Here is a 17,189-nt window from a genome sequence, read left to right as displayed (position 1 = left end):
GCTGACGTGACATCAGGACGACGGGGGCGCAACGCGTGGCGCAGGCAAGGAAGATCGGTGAGCAGGACCGCTACGAGCTGATCGAGGAGATCGAGTCCGGCGGCATGGGCACCGTCTGGCGCGGCTACGACTCCGTTCTCGACCGGGAGATCGCAGTCAAGCTCATCCGGCCCGACGTCGTCGCGACACCCGCGCAAGCGCAGGAGTTCACCCGCCGCTTCGAGCGCGAGGCCCGCGTCACCGCGCGGATCGGCCACCATGGCGTACCGCAGGTGTTCGACGCGGTGCTGGACGAGGCGTCGTACGACCGACTGTACCTGGTGATGGAGTACGTGCGCGGGATCTCCCTGCGCAGCGTCCTCACGGGCACGGAGGACGGCGCGGCGGCACGGCTCCCGGTGAGCTGGGCCGTGTCGATCGCCGCGCAGATCTGCACGGTCCTGTCGTACGCCCACGCCATCCCGGTCGTGCACCGCGACCTGAAGCCGGACAACGTCCTGATCGCCGCCGACGGGACGGTCAAGGTCTTGGACTTCGGCATCGCGAAGCTGCTGCGCACGGACATCACCCGGCTCACGGCCACCGGCAGCCGGATCGGTACCAGCCGCTACATGCCACCGGAGCAGATCGACTCCGCGCAGATCACACCGCTCAGCGACCTCTACGCGCTCGGCTGCGTGCTGCACGAACTCCTCGCCGGTGAGCCGGTCTTCAACGGTGAGAACGAATTCCAGCTCATGCGCCAGCACATGGACCAGCCGCCGACACCGTTGCGCGCTCTGCGTGCCGACGTGCCGGAGGATCTGGAGGAGCTGACCCTAGGCCTGCTGGCCAAGGCGCCCGAGCAGCGTCCGGCCGACGCGTACGCGGTGTACGAACGCCTGTCTCCGCACCTGCCGCAGCCAGGTTCAGCGGCTGTCCCCGTGGTCTTCACCGACAGCGGCTCCCCTGCCTCGATGCCCGACCCGACAGTGATCTACCGGCAGCCGAACGCACCGCTGCGGCGAACCACGCCACCCGCGCCCTCACCCGAGCCGGTGACCCCCGTACCTGTCCCGGCGCGCGTCGACACCGCGCTGCGGGACGCGATCCGAGACGCCTACGCGCGGTCCGCGGACCTCGCCGAGAGCGGTCGGTTCGCCCAGGCCGCGGACGTCCTCAAGGCGGCGATCGCCACGGCGGCCACCGCTCTCGGCACGCAGAACCCGCGTGTGCTGGGCCTGCGGGGGCAGCGCGCGGCGGTCCTCATGGCCGGCGGGGACTTCCGGCGCGCCTTACCGGAGTTCGACGCGCTGGCCGCCGTCTACGCTCGTACAGCGGGACCGACCAGCGACAGCGCGCTGGAGTGCCGCCGTCACGCCGCCCACTGCCGGGCCAACCTGGGCCTGGCCACCGATGCCCTGCGGGAGTTCCAGGAAGTCCTGGAGGTCGTGTCCGACTCGGATGGAGACGCCTCCGAGACCGCTCTCGACCTGCGCCGCAGCATCGGCGTCCTCCTCTTCTCCGAGAGCCGCCGCACTGAGGCCGAGGGTGTCCTCGACACCCTCCACGAGGACATGTGCGTCATCCTCGGCGAGGACCACGAGGAGACCCGCGAGATCGCTGGCCTCCTCGCCCGGCTGCGCCGCCCGGAGGGTCCTGGCCCCTCCTGACGTCCCACCGGTGCCGTCAGGCCTCGCCCTCGCTCTCCTCGTCCTCTTCGCTGTGGATGCGCTGTGCCAGATCCCACAGGTTCCGGTCGTCCGCGAGGAACCAGCGAGTGGTCCCCTGGTTGGCCACCGGCCGATCGTCCCATGCGGCATCCGCCCACATCTTCGACACCAGCCCGGATGGCGAGTACAGCTGCTCGTCGTACGCCCACAGGATCGGCTTGGTCCGGTGATTGACCCAGGTCGCCTGGCGTCGGCTTTCGTCTTCGACAAGCCACTCTTCCATGGCGTCACGCTCAGGAAGGTTCTGAGCCTTGTACCGAAGGGGGGCTCCCTCCTTGATGACACGGCGATCGACCAGGAGCGGCACCGTGTTCGGACGACGCGTCCTGCGCTCCTTCACGGCAGGTGCGGGAACAGCGACACCATCGGCCAGGTCGCCGAGGACCTGCTTCGCCAGCTCTCGGCATGTCTCCGGGGTCTGGAAGGCGGTTCGGATCTGGGGACGTGGCCCGTGTCGAGTGACGAGCTGGTGCGTCAGCCGGCGCACCAGCTCCGGTACGAGGGCGGGAATCTTCTCCAGGACCTCGCTCTCCCAGTCGAAGTCGGGGTCATCGATGCTCGTGGCCCCGAGATGCTGGAAGAGCAGGTGGGTGGCGAGAAATCCACCGTGCTCCGCGGTCGCCGCCTCGCGGCTGTTCTGCCCGCTGCCCAGTTCGTAGACCGCGCTCCGTGCCGCGCGCAGTGTGAGCACCGAACGCCACACCTTCTGCGGCGAGGGTTCGCGTTTGAAGAGCACGGTGTGGCTGCCCTTGGGGCCCAGCTCCCACAGGTTCTCCGTGGAACTGGCAGCCCGGGCGGCCTGTTCGGCGTCCGGGTGCAGGCAGGCAAGGGCGAGGGCGAGTTCGTCCAGTGAACAACCTGTCTCGGGGGCGGCGACCGGCTCGCCCCGCTTGATCACGTACTGCTTGCGTAGTTCGGCGCGCAGATTGGCCTTGATCGCCTGGTGCACGGGTTCCAGCGCGATGTGGTCGCGCTGCTCGATGGCGTTCTGCCGGTTCGCCGCCTGCGAGACCTGTACGCCGAAGTCCCGGTCTTCACGCGTGTTGATGACCTTGATGCTCAGTGTGGCATTGGCCGCTGCCTCGCCGTCATCGTGCATGGTCCTGGCGACAGCCCGTACCGTCTGAGCGCCATTGACGATGCTCGCCCCGGTCACGGTGAGAGTGGTCGGTCTGCTCTGCGGTGCCTTGGCGCTGTCGTGCTTCGCCGTGAGCGAGTCGCAGATCATGGTGATGCCGTTGTTCAGGTGCCAGAACCTGGTGGGATCGGACGTGAGGGTCTGACCGATCTCCGCATTGGTGACGGTGGTCCCGAGCGGGGCCCGGAGATTCTGCTCGAACAGGCCGGTGCCGTACGTCTCGTACCACTCGGCGACGCTTTCGGCGGAGACCGTGCCCTGATATGCCTCAAGCGGTCCCTTCTGCTGGTACCAGTCGTCGAGGCGTACATCCAGACGGATCGGCTCCGGCCGAAGATCCGCATGGATCTGGTCATGGAAGTCCGCGGCGTACAGCACCTCGACGCTCAAGCGGGCGCCGTGCTTGTTGAACTCGTCGAGAGCGTTGTCGAGAACCTCGCGTGCGGGCGGAGAGGGCTCCACGGTGCCCATCAGCGCGATGACCAGGGTGGCTCTCTCATTGACGATGAATGGCCTGGCCTCCAGCGCCAGGGCGCCAGCACGCTGGTTGAACTGGTCGTACAGCTCGTTCTCGATCCGGTTCAGGCCGTCCACCATCGCCTTGGCGGCGTCCACGTCGAAGGTCGCCGTACCCTTGTCGCTCCACTTCGCCTGGACGAGCAGAGCCTGCCCGCTCTCCGGCAGGGGGGCGATGGCGTCCATTCCCTGGTCCGCGATGCCGTCCGTGACGAACCGAGCCGCCTCGACCACACTGCATTTGGCCACGCGTCGTACCGCGAGGGCTGCGAGGGCGCGGGAGAGGAAGCGCTGTTCGTAGTTGCCTCCTCGGAAGTGAGCGATGTCGCTGTCGTTTATCACCCCGTCGAACGTCTCGCGCAGTTGCTCGCGGACCTGTGCTACCTGGCGAGGTGTCTCCGCCCCCGAGGTGGCCATGGATGGTTGCCTTCCCCCTGGTGGTGTCATGCGATGCCCTGGGCCCGCGTTCCGAACCCTGCGCCGTTGCCACGCGGCCGCCTGCTGAAGTCGAGGACCACCAAGGCGACACCGATCGTTTCGACAGTGGCCTCCACCCACTCCAAGGCCACTTCAAAAGGCACCTCGGGCGCACCGAACCAGCCGTCGCGCACCAAGCGGGCGAAGTCGGTCGGCACCAGGTGACGAGTGAGCATGTCGGTGGAAAGACCTGGGAGACCGTGCTCCGCGGTGGCTGATACCGCTGCCGCGATCTGGCCGTAGGGGTAGATCGCGCCGGAGCTCGTCCGGTGCAGAGCAGCGGTGAACGGCACCTGCTCGTGAATGCGGAGAAAGAAAGGGTCGTGCAACAAGCCGTAATCGTCGGCGCTGCGGGGGGCGGGTCTCGGCAGGTGGTGAACACGGCCGAGGAAATCGTCCAGACTGCGCCGGGCGTCGGACGACAAGAGCCCGTTCGGGCCAGGACTCAGGTAGCGCAGTAGGACGAGCATCCGGGTGTCGACGTGGTAATAGTAGGCGTCGAGTGAGCCCTCCCCGCCGTCAAGCACCCCCCGATCGGTTATCGACGTGGCCTCGAAGTCGTATCTTTGGCGGCCTTTGGCGCTCGTGAACGCTTGGACGACGGTCTCACCGACGCCGCGGAACCTCTCCGCTGCCCGCCCGCGGATGTCGCCGAACATCGGCTGAACCGGAGTCCCGGTGAGCCCACTGAGAAAGCATTCCCGGGCGGCTGTCCTGTCCCAGCCGTGCACCGGCGCGAAGTCGTTCGGGGCCACCCCGGCTATCTTGGCGAAGAGCAGCAAAGCGTCACGCTCATCACGCCAGCGGAGCTCCCGCTCGCTCCAGCCTTCACCGTCGTCGAGCAACGGCAACAGCCTCTGGACTTCCTTCTCGACAACAAGGGAGATGCGCCGGAGATTGGCGAATACGATGTCCGCGCCGACCATGACGGGACCGCTTTCCGGTAACGACCTGGCGAGCGCGCCGTCCCGCTCGCCGTCGGCGCACCAGAGACCCGCGAGAGGCACCAGGCCGCGAATCCTTTGTGCACGAGTGACGACGACCTTCCGGTCCCGGTCAGTCTCGTGAGCAGGACGCACGATGCCCAGCCCCCAGATCCGCTCCGGTTGCTTCCGGCCGCCTTCGTCACCCTGCTCGTCGGGAGGAGCAAGCAGGATCGCGAGGTGTGACTTGACCTCGGGCCAGTCACGGCAGGGTTGCGAGTAGGACCTTCCCTTGGCCTGGTCGCCATCGAGCAGACGAAGTAAGTCATTGTCAGGGCGCAGAATCGCCAACCGTGGCGACCGCGCCGAAGACGGGGAACCTACCCGCCTTGGTTGTGCGAATGCCATCCACTCCCCCAGAACCGCCTGCCACCACACCGAGCCAGGCTCAGGGGGATGGTAGCGCGCAAGCTCCAACCTCAGGTGTGATCGTGGCCAGAAGGCAACCACCACCCTGCCGACTCACCAGGAGCGGAACCGTCTTCCCATGAGCAATGCCCCGCAGCAAGACGCGTCGTCAGCTCTGCTGTATCCGTCACGTGATGGTCCAGGCCGCAAGAGTCGCGGAAGGATGCGGCGAACCAATTTAGACGGATGCTCGCCGTACCGCTCCGGTGGTCGCTAGCCGTGGCGCGCGGCTACCTCCAGGTGGTCGGGAGATCGGGTATGCATCCTTCTTGGATGGCTCAACCCAAGCAGAAAGGGCTAGGGCAACAGGCTTGACGGCGCGGAGCGACCTTGACCAACCCCCATCACGGCTGGTCGGCTTGGGAGGTTGAGGTGTCGCACTCGGGGGTTGCTCTCGTGACCAGGTCAGTTCTGGATGTCCTGTTGTGGATCGACAGCGGTGGAACGGGTACGGCGGGCCCCGACACCCACACGACGGCGCGCGCATGAGGCTGCGGCGGGGTATCGCGGTCGCCGGCGTGGCCGGTGGCGTCGCGGTCACGACGATGCTCGTGGGGCTCGTGACGAACGCGGTGTCGGAGCAGTCTCAATGGCCCGGCTGGCTGGGGTGGCTCCAGGAGCACGCGTGGTTTTCGTTCGTTCTGCTGGGCGTGGTGATGGTTGTGGGGACCGGCTTGCTGGCTGCTTTACCGGAGGCTCGGACGCCCGTACAGGTGGCTGAGCCGCCCCGACAACCAGAAGACCGGTCTGGAATCCCAGGTGCCGCACTGGTGCTGCGATCGTTGCCACGCGACACGGCCGCGTTCACCGACCGGGCCGCAGAGTTGGAGCGGTTGATGCTGTCGGTACGGGCCTCCCAAGAACACAATGAGCCGCTGCCGGTTCATGTGGTCGACGGAATGCCGGGAGTGGGGAAGACCACCTTCGCCGTCCATGCCGGGCACGTGCTCTCGGAGCGGTTCCCGGACGGGCAGCTCTTCGTGAATCTGAACGGGCACACGCCTGGGCGGAACCCTGTTCAAGCGACCGAGGCGCTGGCCTCGCTGCTGGCGGCCGCCGGTGTGCCTACGCAGCAGATTCCCATGGGCGACGATCTGGGCGCGGTCACGGAGGCACGGGCCGCGATGTGGCGGGGTCAGCTGGCCGACAAGAAGGCACTGCTCATCCTCGACAACGTCGCAAGCTACCAGCAGTTGGAACCTTTGCTTCCTGGCGGAGGTGGCTGCCTTGTGCTGGTGACCAGCCGGAAACGGCTGGCGGCGAACGAGGAAGTGGTGCTGCCGGTCGAGGCCCTGCCGCCGGGTCATGCGGTCGACCTGTTCGTCCGGCTCAGTGGACGGCCCGCACACTCTCTGGACCGGGCGGTGGTCGCAACGCTGGTGCGGATGTGCGGCTATCTGCCGCTGGGGGTGTCGCTGCTCGCGGCGCGGCTACGGCACCATCCGTCGTGGAGCGCCGAGGGCCTTCGGGAGCGGTTGGTGGCGGCCAGGGACCGGCTGGGGGAACTACGCGCGGGAGAACGTGCGGTGACCGCGACGTTCGATCTGTCCTACCGGGATCTCCCACAGGAGCGGCAGAGCTTCTTTCAGGGTCTTGGCCGCTATCCCGGCACGGACCTCGACGCGTACGTCGGGGCCACGCTCGGCTCTCTGTCGGTATCGGAGGCACGGCGCCATCTCGACGCGCTCTACGACGACCACCTGATCGACGAGCAGCCGGGTGGTCGCTATCAGCTTCACGACCTCTTACGCGACTATGCCCGTGGTCTCGCCACTGAGGAGAGTGCCAGCATGGACGACGCTCAGACCATCACGCGTGTCTGCACTTACTACCTGGCCGCTCTCGTCGATGCGAACAGCCACATGGTCCGCGCCGGTGCGCACGCACCCCCGCCTCCGGAGGGCGCGTCCGAGGTGGAGACACCACCTATGGAATCGCGAGCCACCGCCCTGGAGTGGCTGGAGAACGAGCGGCCCAACATCTTCGCCTGTATCCGACGCGCGAACAGCCTCGACCTGCACGGATTCGTGATTCGCCTGGCCGCGGCCATGGCTCCCTTCCTACGGCAGGCAGGGCCCTGGGACCAGGCCGTCGGGCTCCACCGGACCGCCGCCGACGCCGCACGACGCACCGGGGACCGGCGGGCGCTGGCCAACGCGCTAGCGGAACTGGGGGTCGTGCGCCGCTTCATGGCGGCCTATCCCGAGGCGACAGAGGCCCTGAACCAGGCGGTGGTGGAGTACGAAGCGGTGGGCGATCAGCAAGGCAAGGCCGACGCACTGAACCAGGCGGGCATCGTCTGGTACCTGACGGCCGACACCGAGTCCTCGGCTCGAGCCCAGACCGAGGCCCTCGCCCTCTACCGCGAGGTCGGAGACCGGTTCGGGCTGGCCAACGCCCTCGCAGACCTCGGTATGGTGCGACGGCAGACGAGTCATTTCGACGCCTCCATGGAAGCACAGACAGAGGCGCTGTCGATCTACCGCGAACTGCGCGACCGGTACGGTGAAGCCAACTCGCTGCGGGATCTTGGGGTCGTGCACTGCCTTTTGGGCGACTACGAACGCGCCACCCGGCAGCACCAGGCAGCGTTCGACATCTACCGCGAGCTCGACGACCGGGTCCACCAGGCGTACGCCCTCAACGAGCTGGGGCTGGTACGGCGACTGACCGGTGATCTCGACCAGGCACGCGACGCCCACACCCAGGCGCTGGAGCATTACACCGAGCTCGGCGACCGGTTCGGCCGCGCCAACAGCACCCGCCACCTCGGGGTCCTGGAGCGCGTGACCGGGAGCGTCACGGAGGCGACCCGGCTGGTGGAGGAGGCTCTGCGCGCCTACCGCGATCTCGGCAGCCGCGGGGGCGAGGCCGCCGCGCTCAGCGAGCTCGGGGTGGTCCGCGGGCTCGTCCGGGAACGGGACGGCGCCGTCGAGGCGTTCCAGCGCAGTCTGGATATCCTCCGCGACCTGGGCGACCGCTGCGGTGAGGCGGAGGTCCTGAACCACTGGGGGATGCTGCTGCGCGCTTCCGACAACCCGGCCGGCGGACGCGAACACTTCGAGCGGGCCCTGAGTCTGGCGCGGGAGATCCGCTGTCCCTTTGAGGAGGCCCGTGCCCTGGAAGGGATCGGCCGCTGCGATGGGGCGATCGACGGACCGGCGCAGGCCGAGGGGGCACTGCGGGAAGCGCTCACCCTGTACCGACGGTTGGGCGTGAGTGCCGAGGTTGAAGCGATCGAACGCCTGTTGGCAACACAGGCAGGGTGAGTCGGCCATGTGGCCAGATTCCATATGCCACCGCGCGTGCTGACGCTGCTACGTTGAGCCGATCTTGCGCATCAACCACCGTCGCACCGTGCCGAGGTCCGGTACGCCCCACCACAAGGAGCGTTGCATGCCGTCACCCACGTCTGTTCCCGCACCGTACGCCACAGCGCCCATGGTCCCGGAGCCTACTCAGGGCAACTTGGTCCTGGACCGCGTTGCCATCCGCGTACGGCAGCGGCTCGAGACCGAGCAGGCCGCGACGAACCGGGCCGGCGATGGCGCTCACGCGGCTTCGCTCATCTGGCCCTGGCCGCTTTGATCACGCCCGTTCGATGACGCACCTCGAAGACATTGCTCCACTGCGCACGTTCATCCTCAAGGTCGCCAACCGCTGCAACATCGACTGCGACTACTGCTACGTCTTCAACTCCAAGGACCAGACGTCACGGCGCCTACCCGCCCGGATGAGCGTGGAAGTGGCACAGGCCGCCGCGCGGCGGATCAGCGAGCACACCAGAACGCACGGTCTTCGGGATGTCCATATCGTCCTGCACGGCGGAGAACCGCTGCTCGTCGGTCCGCGGCATATGGCCGACCTGCTGAGCACTCTCCGGAGCGGAATCCCATCGGACACGGATGTCCGCTTCGAGCTCCAGACCAACGGGACGCTCCTCACCGAGGCATGGCTGGACCTCTTCGAGCGGTACGAGGTCGTCCTGGGCATCAGCCTCGATGGACCACCGGCTGCCAACGACCGGCACCGGCTGACCCACACCGCGCGATCGAGCGCGGCCTCAGCCGTACGCGGCATCGAGCTGATCAGCTCCCGCCGGCACCTGTTCGCCGGACTGCTCGCCGTGGTGGACCTGGCCAATGACCCGGTCGAGGTCCACGACTACCTGGCGTCGTTCAAGCCCCCGGTGATCGACTTCAACCTGCCGCACGGAACGCACGACGATCCGCCGCAGCGCGACGACCCCAGTGTGCCCGAGTACGGGCTGTGGATGAGCCGTGTCTACGACGCATGGCTCGCCCGGCCCGAGTACCAGCACAGCGTCCGGATGCTGGAGGACATCGTGGCGCTCAGCTCCGGCGTGCGCGGCTCTGTGGAAACCCTCGGCTTGGCTCCGCCGGCCAGCGTCGTCATCGAGTCAAACGGCACGCTCGAAGGCGTGGACACCCTGCGATCCGTCGAGGAGGGTGCCTCCTGGTTGGGCGTCGACCTCCTCAGCCAGTCCTTCGACGAAACCGTGCGTCATCCGAAGCTCATGCACCGGCACGACGGCAAAGCGGCACTGGCCGAGAAGTGTCAGAGCTGCCCACTGGTAGAAGTCTGCGGAGGAGGCTACCTCCCGCATCGCTTCAGCACCGCCCGCGGGTATCGGAATCCCTCCGTGTACTGCGCTGACCTGGAATATCTCATCCGGCATGTCCAGGGCTCTCTGCGGCAGCACGGCTGGGGCACACACGCACCAGCTGCTCCATACCGCTGAAGCAACTCATGAACGACAGGAGATGCCGATGACCGTGACGATCCGCCCCGCAGAAAAGCGGGACATCCTGGCAGTGGCCGAACTGATCGAGGAGATCGAGCGATTCTACGGATCGACCGAGGTCCAGCCCCTCGACGAGCGCGAGTCCCAGGTGGAGGAAGCACTATTCGGCTCACCACCAATGGCCTCTGCCCTCCTCGTCGAGGACGAGTCCGGGGACCTCGTCGGACTCGCCGCCTACTCGTTTCTCTGGCCGGCGGCAGGCTCCTCCCATTCGTTGTTTCTCAAAGAGCTCTACGTCCGTGACACCCTGCGCCGTCAGGGCGTCGGCGCCCAGCTCATGAGCGAACTCCGCACCCTCGCCGCCTCGCGTTCCGGATGCAGCCGCGTCGAGTGGATGACCGACCGCGACAACCCGGGAGCACGCGCCTTCTACAAGTCGCTCGGATTCACCGAGTTCGATGGAAAGATCGTCTACCGGGTCGACACCAACACAGCGTGAGGAACTCAGTGGCTGCCACGGAAGTGCGCTGCGAACGATGCGAGAACATCATCGGGTTGGGGTGCGCCTGCCCACCTGACGGATCCGTCCCCAAGGGGCGTCCTGCGCCCCAGCCGAGACAGGAATGGCGCCGCTTCCCTGCTGACACGATCCTCATCTCACCCACACGGTACGCGCATCTGCCTGGAGCCTGCTCGCACGTATCCGAAGAGTTCGTAAAACCCCCACGCTGGGGGTGGATACCCGACCCGCCGCCTGGTCTCTGGGACCGCTTGAGCAGCGGCCATCCGGCGACCGCGACCGAGGGCAACACCGCGCGACAGGCGATCCAGCGGTGCGAGGAGTGCGAGACGACGCTGTTGAACGCATAAGCCGTAACCACGCCCGCCTGGATGGTTGTCCCCCGAGGACTCAGACTTGTGGCCTCGCAGCATTGTCTATCGAGTGACCCGGATAACCATCTCGACAAGCACTCCAACGGCACCACCCATTGATCCCGCCCGTTCCCATGTACTGGTTGCTTCGGCGGAGGGGCACACTGCGCAAGTGTGCCAAGACCCCGTCACCAGCAGATATGTGCCGGATCTTGGGCTGTCGTCCCCGTCAGCCCCGGCGCTTCCGGAGTGTCCATCAGCCGGCGTCCGGCCACTCCTCGGGAGGCGGAGGCGGCTCCGGGGTGTTCTGCCGCTCAGCCTGCCGCGCGTTCTCGCCTCGTAGGGTCGTCAACCACGGCCAGAGATCCGGCAGAGGCAGTGCGGGGCAGGCAAGACGGTGCTCGATACGGCATCGCTGAAACTGATCCGGCGGGCACACCCCGTAGACCGTCACCCGCCCATCGGACAGTTCGATCCACCGCTGGTCCGCCGACACTGTGTGTGCCAGCGGATTCATATCCGGCTCCAGCAGCACCCAGTCCTGCTCAAGCGTCGCCACCCGATCCTGCGGCAGTCCGCAGTCCGGGCAGCGGGACTGTCCACCACTCAGCCGCCGCGGTTCCTCCTCCAAAAGCCCCATATCGTGAGAGTCACAAGGCCGTCGACCCAGGCGTAGAGGGCGAACCGGACAGAAGGCGTGGGGCTTCAGTCCTCCAGTGGGTCGAAACGCGACGCGGCAGGCGCAGCCGGCAACGAGAGGCCGAGGGCGTGCGGCTGAGATATCGCGTAGATGGCCGTGTAGGTGCGTGTATCCGGGCCCGGAGAGGGCTCGGCGCTCCCCCGCCGCACCCCGACGGCTGCGACTAACATGATTCCCCGTCACGGCGGTCCATGAGCCGTGAGCTGCTGCCGAGGGGGACGGGTCAGTGGAGGCATGGGGCGGGGGCGATCCTGCGGAGATCGCTGGGTATCGGGTGCGGGGCAGGCTCGGTGTCGGCGGCATGGGAGCCGTGTATCTGGCGTACACGCGCGGGGGCCAACCCGTGGCGCTCAAGGTGATCCGCGACGAGTACGCCCAGGACCTGGAGTTCCGGCGGCGGTTCGCGCGGGAGGTCGAGGCGGCGCGGCGGGTGCAGGGGCCGTACACCGCGTCCGTGGTGGACAGTGATCCCGACAGCCCGCGCCCCTGGCTCGCCAGCGCGTACGTCGCCGGGCCCGCGCTGAGTACGGCGGTGAACGGATACGGGGCGCTGCCGCCGACCACCGTGCTCCAGTTGGTGGCCGGAGTCGCCGAGGCGCTGGAGTCGATCCATCGGGCAGGGCTGATCCACCGCGATCTGAAACCGTCCAATGTGCTGCTGGCCTCCGACGGGCCGCGCGTCATCGACTTCGGCATCGCGCACGCCATGGACGCCACGGCGCTGACCGGGCCGGACGTACGGCTGGGTACGCCCGGGTACATGGCCCCGGAGCAGATCGCGGGGCGGGAGGTCAGCCCGGCGCTGGATGTCTTCGCCCTCGGGCTGCTGGCCCATTTCGCCGCCACCGGCGCGCACCCCTTCGGCGAGGGCTCGTCGCATGCGCTGCTGTACCGGATCGTGGCCGAGGAGCCGGATCTCGACGACTGTCCGGAGGTGCTGCGCGGACTGGTGGGCCGTTGTCTGGCGAAGGATCCGGTGGACCGGCCGACACCGGCCCAAGTGATCGAGATCTGCCGGGAGCTGGCGGGCGAGGGGCTGTTGGAGCGCGACTCGCGGGGGTGGCTGCCGGAGGCGGTGGCCGGACATGTGGCGCGGCGGGAGCAGGAGGAACCGCGGCCGGAGGCGGGGGCTCGTGAGAGGCCCGTACCGGACGGGCCGGACCCGCGCGTTCCGCACTCCTCACCCGCCGTACCCGCCACGCCGCCCCGGCCGAGCGCCCCGCCCCCGCCGCCCGCCTCTCCTGCCCCTCCCGCCCGGCGGACGCCACGGCCACAGCGGTCCCGGGCGCGCGTCACGCTGGCGGTGCTGGCCGCGCTGGCGGTGATCGGCGGGGGTGTGTTCACCGTCGTGAAGCTGACGGACGACGGCGGTACGGACAACGGCAGCGCCGCCAAGGACGGCTCCGCCGGGAGCGGCGGTGGCAAGGGCGGCCTCGGTGACATCATCGTGGCCGGCAAACCGGTGACCGGTTCGCGGCACTCCGCCAACAGCCGCTTCCCGTACCAGCGCACGTACAGCGACGGCGCGCTCTATTACCCGGTGACCGGCTACGCGTCCCAGGCCTTCGGCGCCACCGGGCTCGAGGGCGTGTACAGCGACATTCTCAATGGCACGGAGAAGGGGCTGAAGGCTCCCGGCAACGTCGTCACAACCGTGGATCCGGCGGTGCAGAAGGCGGCGTACGAGGCCTTGGGCGACGCCAAGGGCGCGGCCGTGGCCATCGATCCGTCGACCGGGGAGATCCTCGCGATGGTGAGCACGCCGTCGTACGACCCGTCGTCCTTCGCCGGGAACGCCACCGACGACCAGAAGGCATGGCGGAAGGCCAACAGCGACGAGGACAAGCCGCTGCTCAACCGCGCGCTGCGGCAGACCTATCCGCCGGGCGCGACGTTCGAGCTGGTGGTGACGGCGGCGGCGCTGGAGAACGGCCTGTACGGCTCGATCGACGAGGCCACGGAGAGCCCCGAACCGTACGCCCTCCCCGGCACCGCCACGGTCGTACGGAACGAGGGCGCGGCGCACTGCGAGAACGTCAGCCTGCGCGTCGCGCTGCGCGAGTCCTGCAACACCGTCTTCGCGAAGGTGGCCGCCGACCTCGGGCAGGAGAAGCTGCGGAGGACGGCGGAGAGGTTCGGCTTCAACTCCGAGGAGCAGATGACGCCGGTCCGGGCTGCCGAGAGCCAATTCCCCGGCGCCGCGGACCGGGCCCACACCGCGCTCTCCGGCCTCGGCCAGTCCGATGTGACGGCGACCCCGCTCCAGTTGGCGAGGGTGTCCGCGGCGCTGGAGAACGACGGCAAGCTGGTCGCGCCGCATATGGTCGCGCGGGTGACGGACGCCGGGGGCAGGACCCTGCGCAGCGGTTCGGCCCCCGCCACCACCCGGGTGGTGAGCGCGAAGACGGCGGGCGCGCTGCGCTCGGCCATGGCGGACGTCATCGCCCGCGGCGCGGGCCGCCCGGCGCGCATCAGCGGCGCCGACCTCGGCGGCCAGCCCGCCACGGCGGGCGGCGGTACGGGCGAGGGGCAGACCCGTTGGTTCACGTCGTACGCGAGTGACGGCGGTGGCGGCGGAAAGCGGGTCGCGGTCGCCGTGGTCGTGGAGGACGCCCGGGGCGGGGACGACGGCCTCGCGGCGGGGATCGCCAAGCGGATCATGCAGACCGCGATCGGCTGACCGGTGGGCGCTCCGGCACCGGTGCGGAGCACGCGTCACGCGTACGTACCGCTTTCGTGCGTAGCGCTTTTCGGTGACACGCCGACCTTCGCGCACCCGTACAGGGCGTCAACTCCCATAAGCTGTGCGTCACTTCATGCTCATGACGCACTTTGGGGAGAGAACGTGTCATTCGATGGGGAGTGGAGTGGGTTACGCGCCGAGGCGGCGTCCCGCATGCGGATCAACAGTGCGGGCAAAGGCTCGCCGGGCGGGGATTCGGGCGATCTGGTGGTGCACCAGGACGATCTGGGGCGGGTCGGCCATGAGGCGTTCTTACTCCACGCCCGCCTGAAGAAGGCGGGCGATATGACCCGTGGGGCGAAGGACGAAGGGGCGACGGCCAGGGCCGCGAGCGCGCTGGGCGCGCATCACTTCAGCATGGGGGACGCCCTCACCACCACGGCCACGATGTGGAACGACCAGTTGAAGACGCTGCTCCAGGCGTGCGCCCATATCTCCAACGGTCTCGACTACACGAAGAAGTCGCAGGCCCATACGGATACAGAAATCGGCGCTTCCATGACGCATCGGAATGGAAGCGCCATGTCGGTATCCGAGATCTCCCGCTACTACCGGTAGAGGGGCGGCGGACGACCATGGCCGGTTTGACGTTTGACGACCTTTATCACGTCTCCCTCAAGAGTCTCGGTGCGGCGGCCGACGACTGGAAGGAGATGGTGGACCAACTGGACACGCTGGCCAAGGATGCCAAGGACGGCATGGTCAAGCAGTCCGAAGCGGCGCGCTGGGCGGGGCTGACCGCCGACGTCACCCGGCCGTTCGTCCGCAAGACCGGAAAGGAGTTCCGGGACGCGCACACCGAGGCGAAGGCCATCTGGAGCATGCTCCGGGACGCGCACGCGGATTTGACGGAGATCCAGGCGGACCTGAAGAAGGCCGTGGATGTCGATGCCAAGAAGTCGCACATCAGAGTATCCGGGTTGAAAAACGGCACGGTGTCGTGCGTGGTGCTGGGACAGCGAGGGGACACCAACCAGGAGACGCCGAAACAGGCCGGTGAGCGGGAGGCCCTGGAGAGCCGGATCAACGGGCTCATCGCGCGGGCGGAAGAGATCGACAACTCCGTGACCCGCGCCCTGAAGAAGATCCACGGCGGCGACAGCCACAACTTCGGCCATGGGACATACGACTCGCTCGATGACGCACAGGCCGAACGGGCCGTCAGCCTCGCCCGGCTGGCCCTCAAACCCGGGGAGGCGTGGGACCAGCAGCTCACCGGGACCAAGCTGGCAGAGCTCAAGCAGCTTCTCGCGGGGAACAGCAAGGACCGTGAGTTCGCTGTGGACTTCTACCGATCGCTGGGACCCAGGGACGCCTTGCGCTTCCAGCAGTACGTCGCGCTCGGCGCCCCGGTGGGATGCAGCAAGGCACGGCTCGAGCTGGCCCACAGCATCCAGGTCAGCATGGGCGAGACGCTGGCCACGGCGACGCACCGGCCGGGCGGAAAGGACAACCCCCACACCGCGTTCCGCGAGGACAAGGACTACCTCGGGAAGGCGTGGGTGACCGAACTGAAGAAGGTGGGAGCGCGCCCCCTGCCGTCCGATCCATGGGGCAGGGCGAACGCCAGCGGCTATCAGGTCCTCTCCACCCTGCTGCGCCACGGGAAGTACGACAAGGAATTCCTCGTCCCCGTCGCGCAGGACATGGTGGCCTTCGACCGGAAGAACCCCAACGAGTGGGTGTGGGCCGACAGGCCGGGAGGGGAGTCGGAGTACCGCCTCAACTTCGACAAGAAGGGCGGGTCCGGCTGGGACCCGATTCCCGGGCTCCTCGAAGGTCTCGGGCACAGCCCGGAGGCGTCGACGCAGTTCTTCCAGGGTTCCACGGGCGGGGAGAAGGGCGACGGGCTCGAGAAGCTGCGCAATCTGGACTACTTCCTCGGCGACAAGGAAGGCAAGAACCACCGTTGGCAGATAGCGGATTCGGGGACGGACATCTTCGGCGGGGAAGCCAAGGGTGCGGACTACGGCAAGGAGGCCCTCGGCCATGCGCTGGAGTCCGCCACGTCCGGGCGGCCGTACGACAGCGCGGGCCCCGCGAAGGATCACACCCTGGACCAGGCCGACGTGTTCAGCACGGTGGCGAAGAAGGTGGCGGCGAACCCCGATCTCTTCAAGGGGGAGGGTGGGCTCGAGCCGATCGCGGGGAGTCTGGGACATATGTCGGCGGAGTACATGCATGACATTCAGCGGGTGTATGCGGGTGGGGATGAGAGCGGTTATTACAAAGATACCGGTGCGCGTCCTGACTTCGGAGGAATCCGGAGCAAGGAAACGTTGGATTCCTTCCTGAGAGCGGTCGCAGCGGACCCTGAGGCGTATTCCTCCATCACGCATTCCCAGCAAGCCGTGACGACCGAAGGGCTTCGCGAAGCAATCGCGCAACGCGGAGACGACGAGACCCTTGAACAGGTTGCCAGGACGGCATCCCAGCCCGGAGGGAGGATTGCGGGCGTCACAGCTGATGGAAGGGCTGATGCCATCTCAGCGGCAGACGACAGCGTGAAGAAGATCGAGGAATACAACGAGCGGCTGACCGATGGGGACAAGTGGGTCGGTCGCTTCATCGACCTTGGCACGAGCTACGTCCCGATCGCTGGCGATGCCCTCGGCTGGGCGACCGAGGACCTCCGCGAAGGGGCTCTCGAACATCTACTCAAGGACCCGGAAGCGGCAGCTCAGCAGATCGAGGAGGACCGGGACAAGTACCTGGAAAACGAGCGCGAGCGGGCCGCGCAGGCGACGAAGCGAGCGTTCTACAGCGCCGCGAATGACGCTGGCCTCGACTCGGACAGCAATACCGTCGAACATGCAGCCGACGCGGTCTATCAAGCTACTCAGTCCGCCGAATCAGCCGAAGCCGACTAAGGAA

The 17,189-nt window shown here is 67.7% G+C and carries 10 protein-coding genes and 2 pseudogenes; 9 read left to right on the top strand and 3 right to left on the bottom strand.

Features of this window, described 5'->3' with window-relative positions; all coding sequences use genetic code 11:
* Positions 1–35: 35 nt before the first annotated feature.
* Positions 36–1,652: a serine/threonine-protein kinase gene (locus AB0C66_RS04110; protein ID WP_362432512.1), complete on the top strand. Its 1,617-nt coding sequence runs from the start codon at positions 36–38 to the stop codon at positions 1,650–1,652.
* A 16-nt stretch (positions 1,653–1,668) separates the two neighbouring features.
* On the opposite strand, the gene AB0C66_RS04105 is transcribed toward AB0C66_RS04110, so the two are convergent.
* Positions 1,669–3,783 carry an AIPR family protein gene (locus AB0C66_RS04105; RefSeq protein WP_362432509.1) on the bottom strand — a complete coding sequence of 705 codons (2,115 nt, stop codon included), beginning with the start codon at positions 3,781–3,783 and terminating at the stop codon, positions 1,669–1,671.
* Between the two features lie 26 nt (positions 3,784–3,809).
* A complete protein-coding gene (locus AB0C66_RS04100) occupies positions 3,810–5,117 on the bottom strand; it encodes a hypothetical protein (RefSeq protein ID WP_362432506.1) in 1,308 nt (435 codons plus the stop codon).
* Between the two features lie 602 nt (positions 5,118–5,719).
* Here AB0C66_RS04100 and haaT point away from each other — a divergent pair.
* From haaT to haaN, 4 genes are all read left to right on the top strand, one after another.
* On the top strand, positions 5,720–8,503 hold the full coding sequence (gene haaT, locus AB0C66_RS04095; RefSeq protein WP_362432504.1) for a cyclophane-containing RiPP biosynthesis TPR protein HaaT: 2,784 nt from the start codon (positions 5,720–5,722) through the stop codon (positions 8,501–8,503).
* Positions 8,504–8,630: 127 nt separating this feature from the next.
* Complete coding sequence (gene haaA, locus AB0C66_RS04090) at positions 8,631–8,822, top strand: HaaA family cyclophane-containing RiPP peptide (RefSeq protein WP_362432501.1); 192 nt, start codon at positions 8,631–8,633, stop codon at positions 8,820–8,822.
* 13 nt (positions 8,823–8,835) lie between these two features.
* Entirely contained in the window at positions 8,836–9,996 is a 1,161-nt protein-coding gene (locus tag AB0C66_RS04085; RefSeq protein WP_362432499.1) for an FxsB family cyclophane-forming radical SAM/SPASM peptide maturase, read from the top strand.
* 28 nt (positions 9,997–10,024) lie between these two features.
* A complete protein-coding gene (gene haaN / locus AB0C66_RS04080) occupies positions 10,025–10,498 on the top strand; it encodes a cyclophane-containing RiPP N-acetyltransferase HaaN (protein WP_362432497.1) in 474 nt (157 codons plus the stop codon).
* Between the two features lie 630 nt (positions 10,499–11,128).
* Here the strand turns inward: haaN and AB0C66_RS04075 are convergent.
* Positions 11,129–11,512 carry a DUF6083 domain-containing protein gene (locus AB0C66_RS04075; protein ID WP_362432494.1) on the bottom strand — a complete coding sequence of 128 codons (384 nt, stop codon included), beginning with the start codon at positions 11,510–11,512 and terminating at the stop codon, positions 11,129–11,131.
* Positions 11,513–11,798: 286 nt separating this feature from the next.
* On the opposite strand from AB0C66_RS04075, the pseudogene AB0C66_RS04070 reads away from it, so the two are divergent.
* The 4 genes and pseudogenes from AB0C66_RS04070 to AB0C66_RS04055 form a co-directional block, all read left to right on the top strand.
* Positions 11,799–12,569: pseudogene (locus tag AB0C66_RS04070) on the top strand (serine/threonine-protein kinase); the annotation flags it as partial.
* Positions 12,570–13,004: 435 nt separating this feature from the next.
* Positions 13,005–14,252: pseudogene (locus AB0C66_RS04065) on the top strand (penicillin-binding transpeptidase domain-containing protein); the annotation flags it as partial.
* A gap of 216 nt (positions 14,253–14,468) precedes the next feature.
* Positions 14,469–14,873 (top strand): hypothetical protein, encoded by a 405-nt coding sequence (locus AB0C66_RS04060; protein WP_362432491.1) that lies wholly within the window; start codon positions 14,469–14,471, stop codon positions 14,871–14,873.
* A 17-nt stretch (positions 14,874–14,890) separates the two neighbouring features.
* Positions 14,891–17,185, top strand: coding sequence for a DUF6571 family protein (locus AB0C66_RS04055; RefSeq protein WP_362432488.1), 2,295 nt, complete (start codon positions 14,891–14,893; stop codon positions 17,183–17,185).
* The last annotated feature ends 4 nt before the right edge of the window (positions 17,186–17,189 follow it).

It is taken from the genome of Streptomyces sp. NPDC048636 (genome assembly GCF_040650655.1).
In the GTDB taxonomy this organism is placed as follows: Bacteria; Actinomycetota; Actinomycetes; order Streptomycetales; family Streptomycetaceae; genus Streptomyces.
The sequence above is the reverse complement of the archived record's forward strand: the minus strand, read 5'-3'. Positions and strand labels throughout refer to the sequence as shown.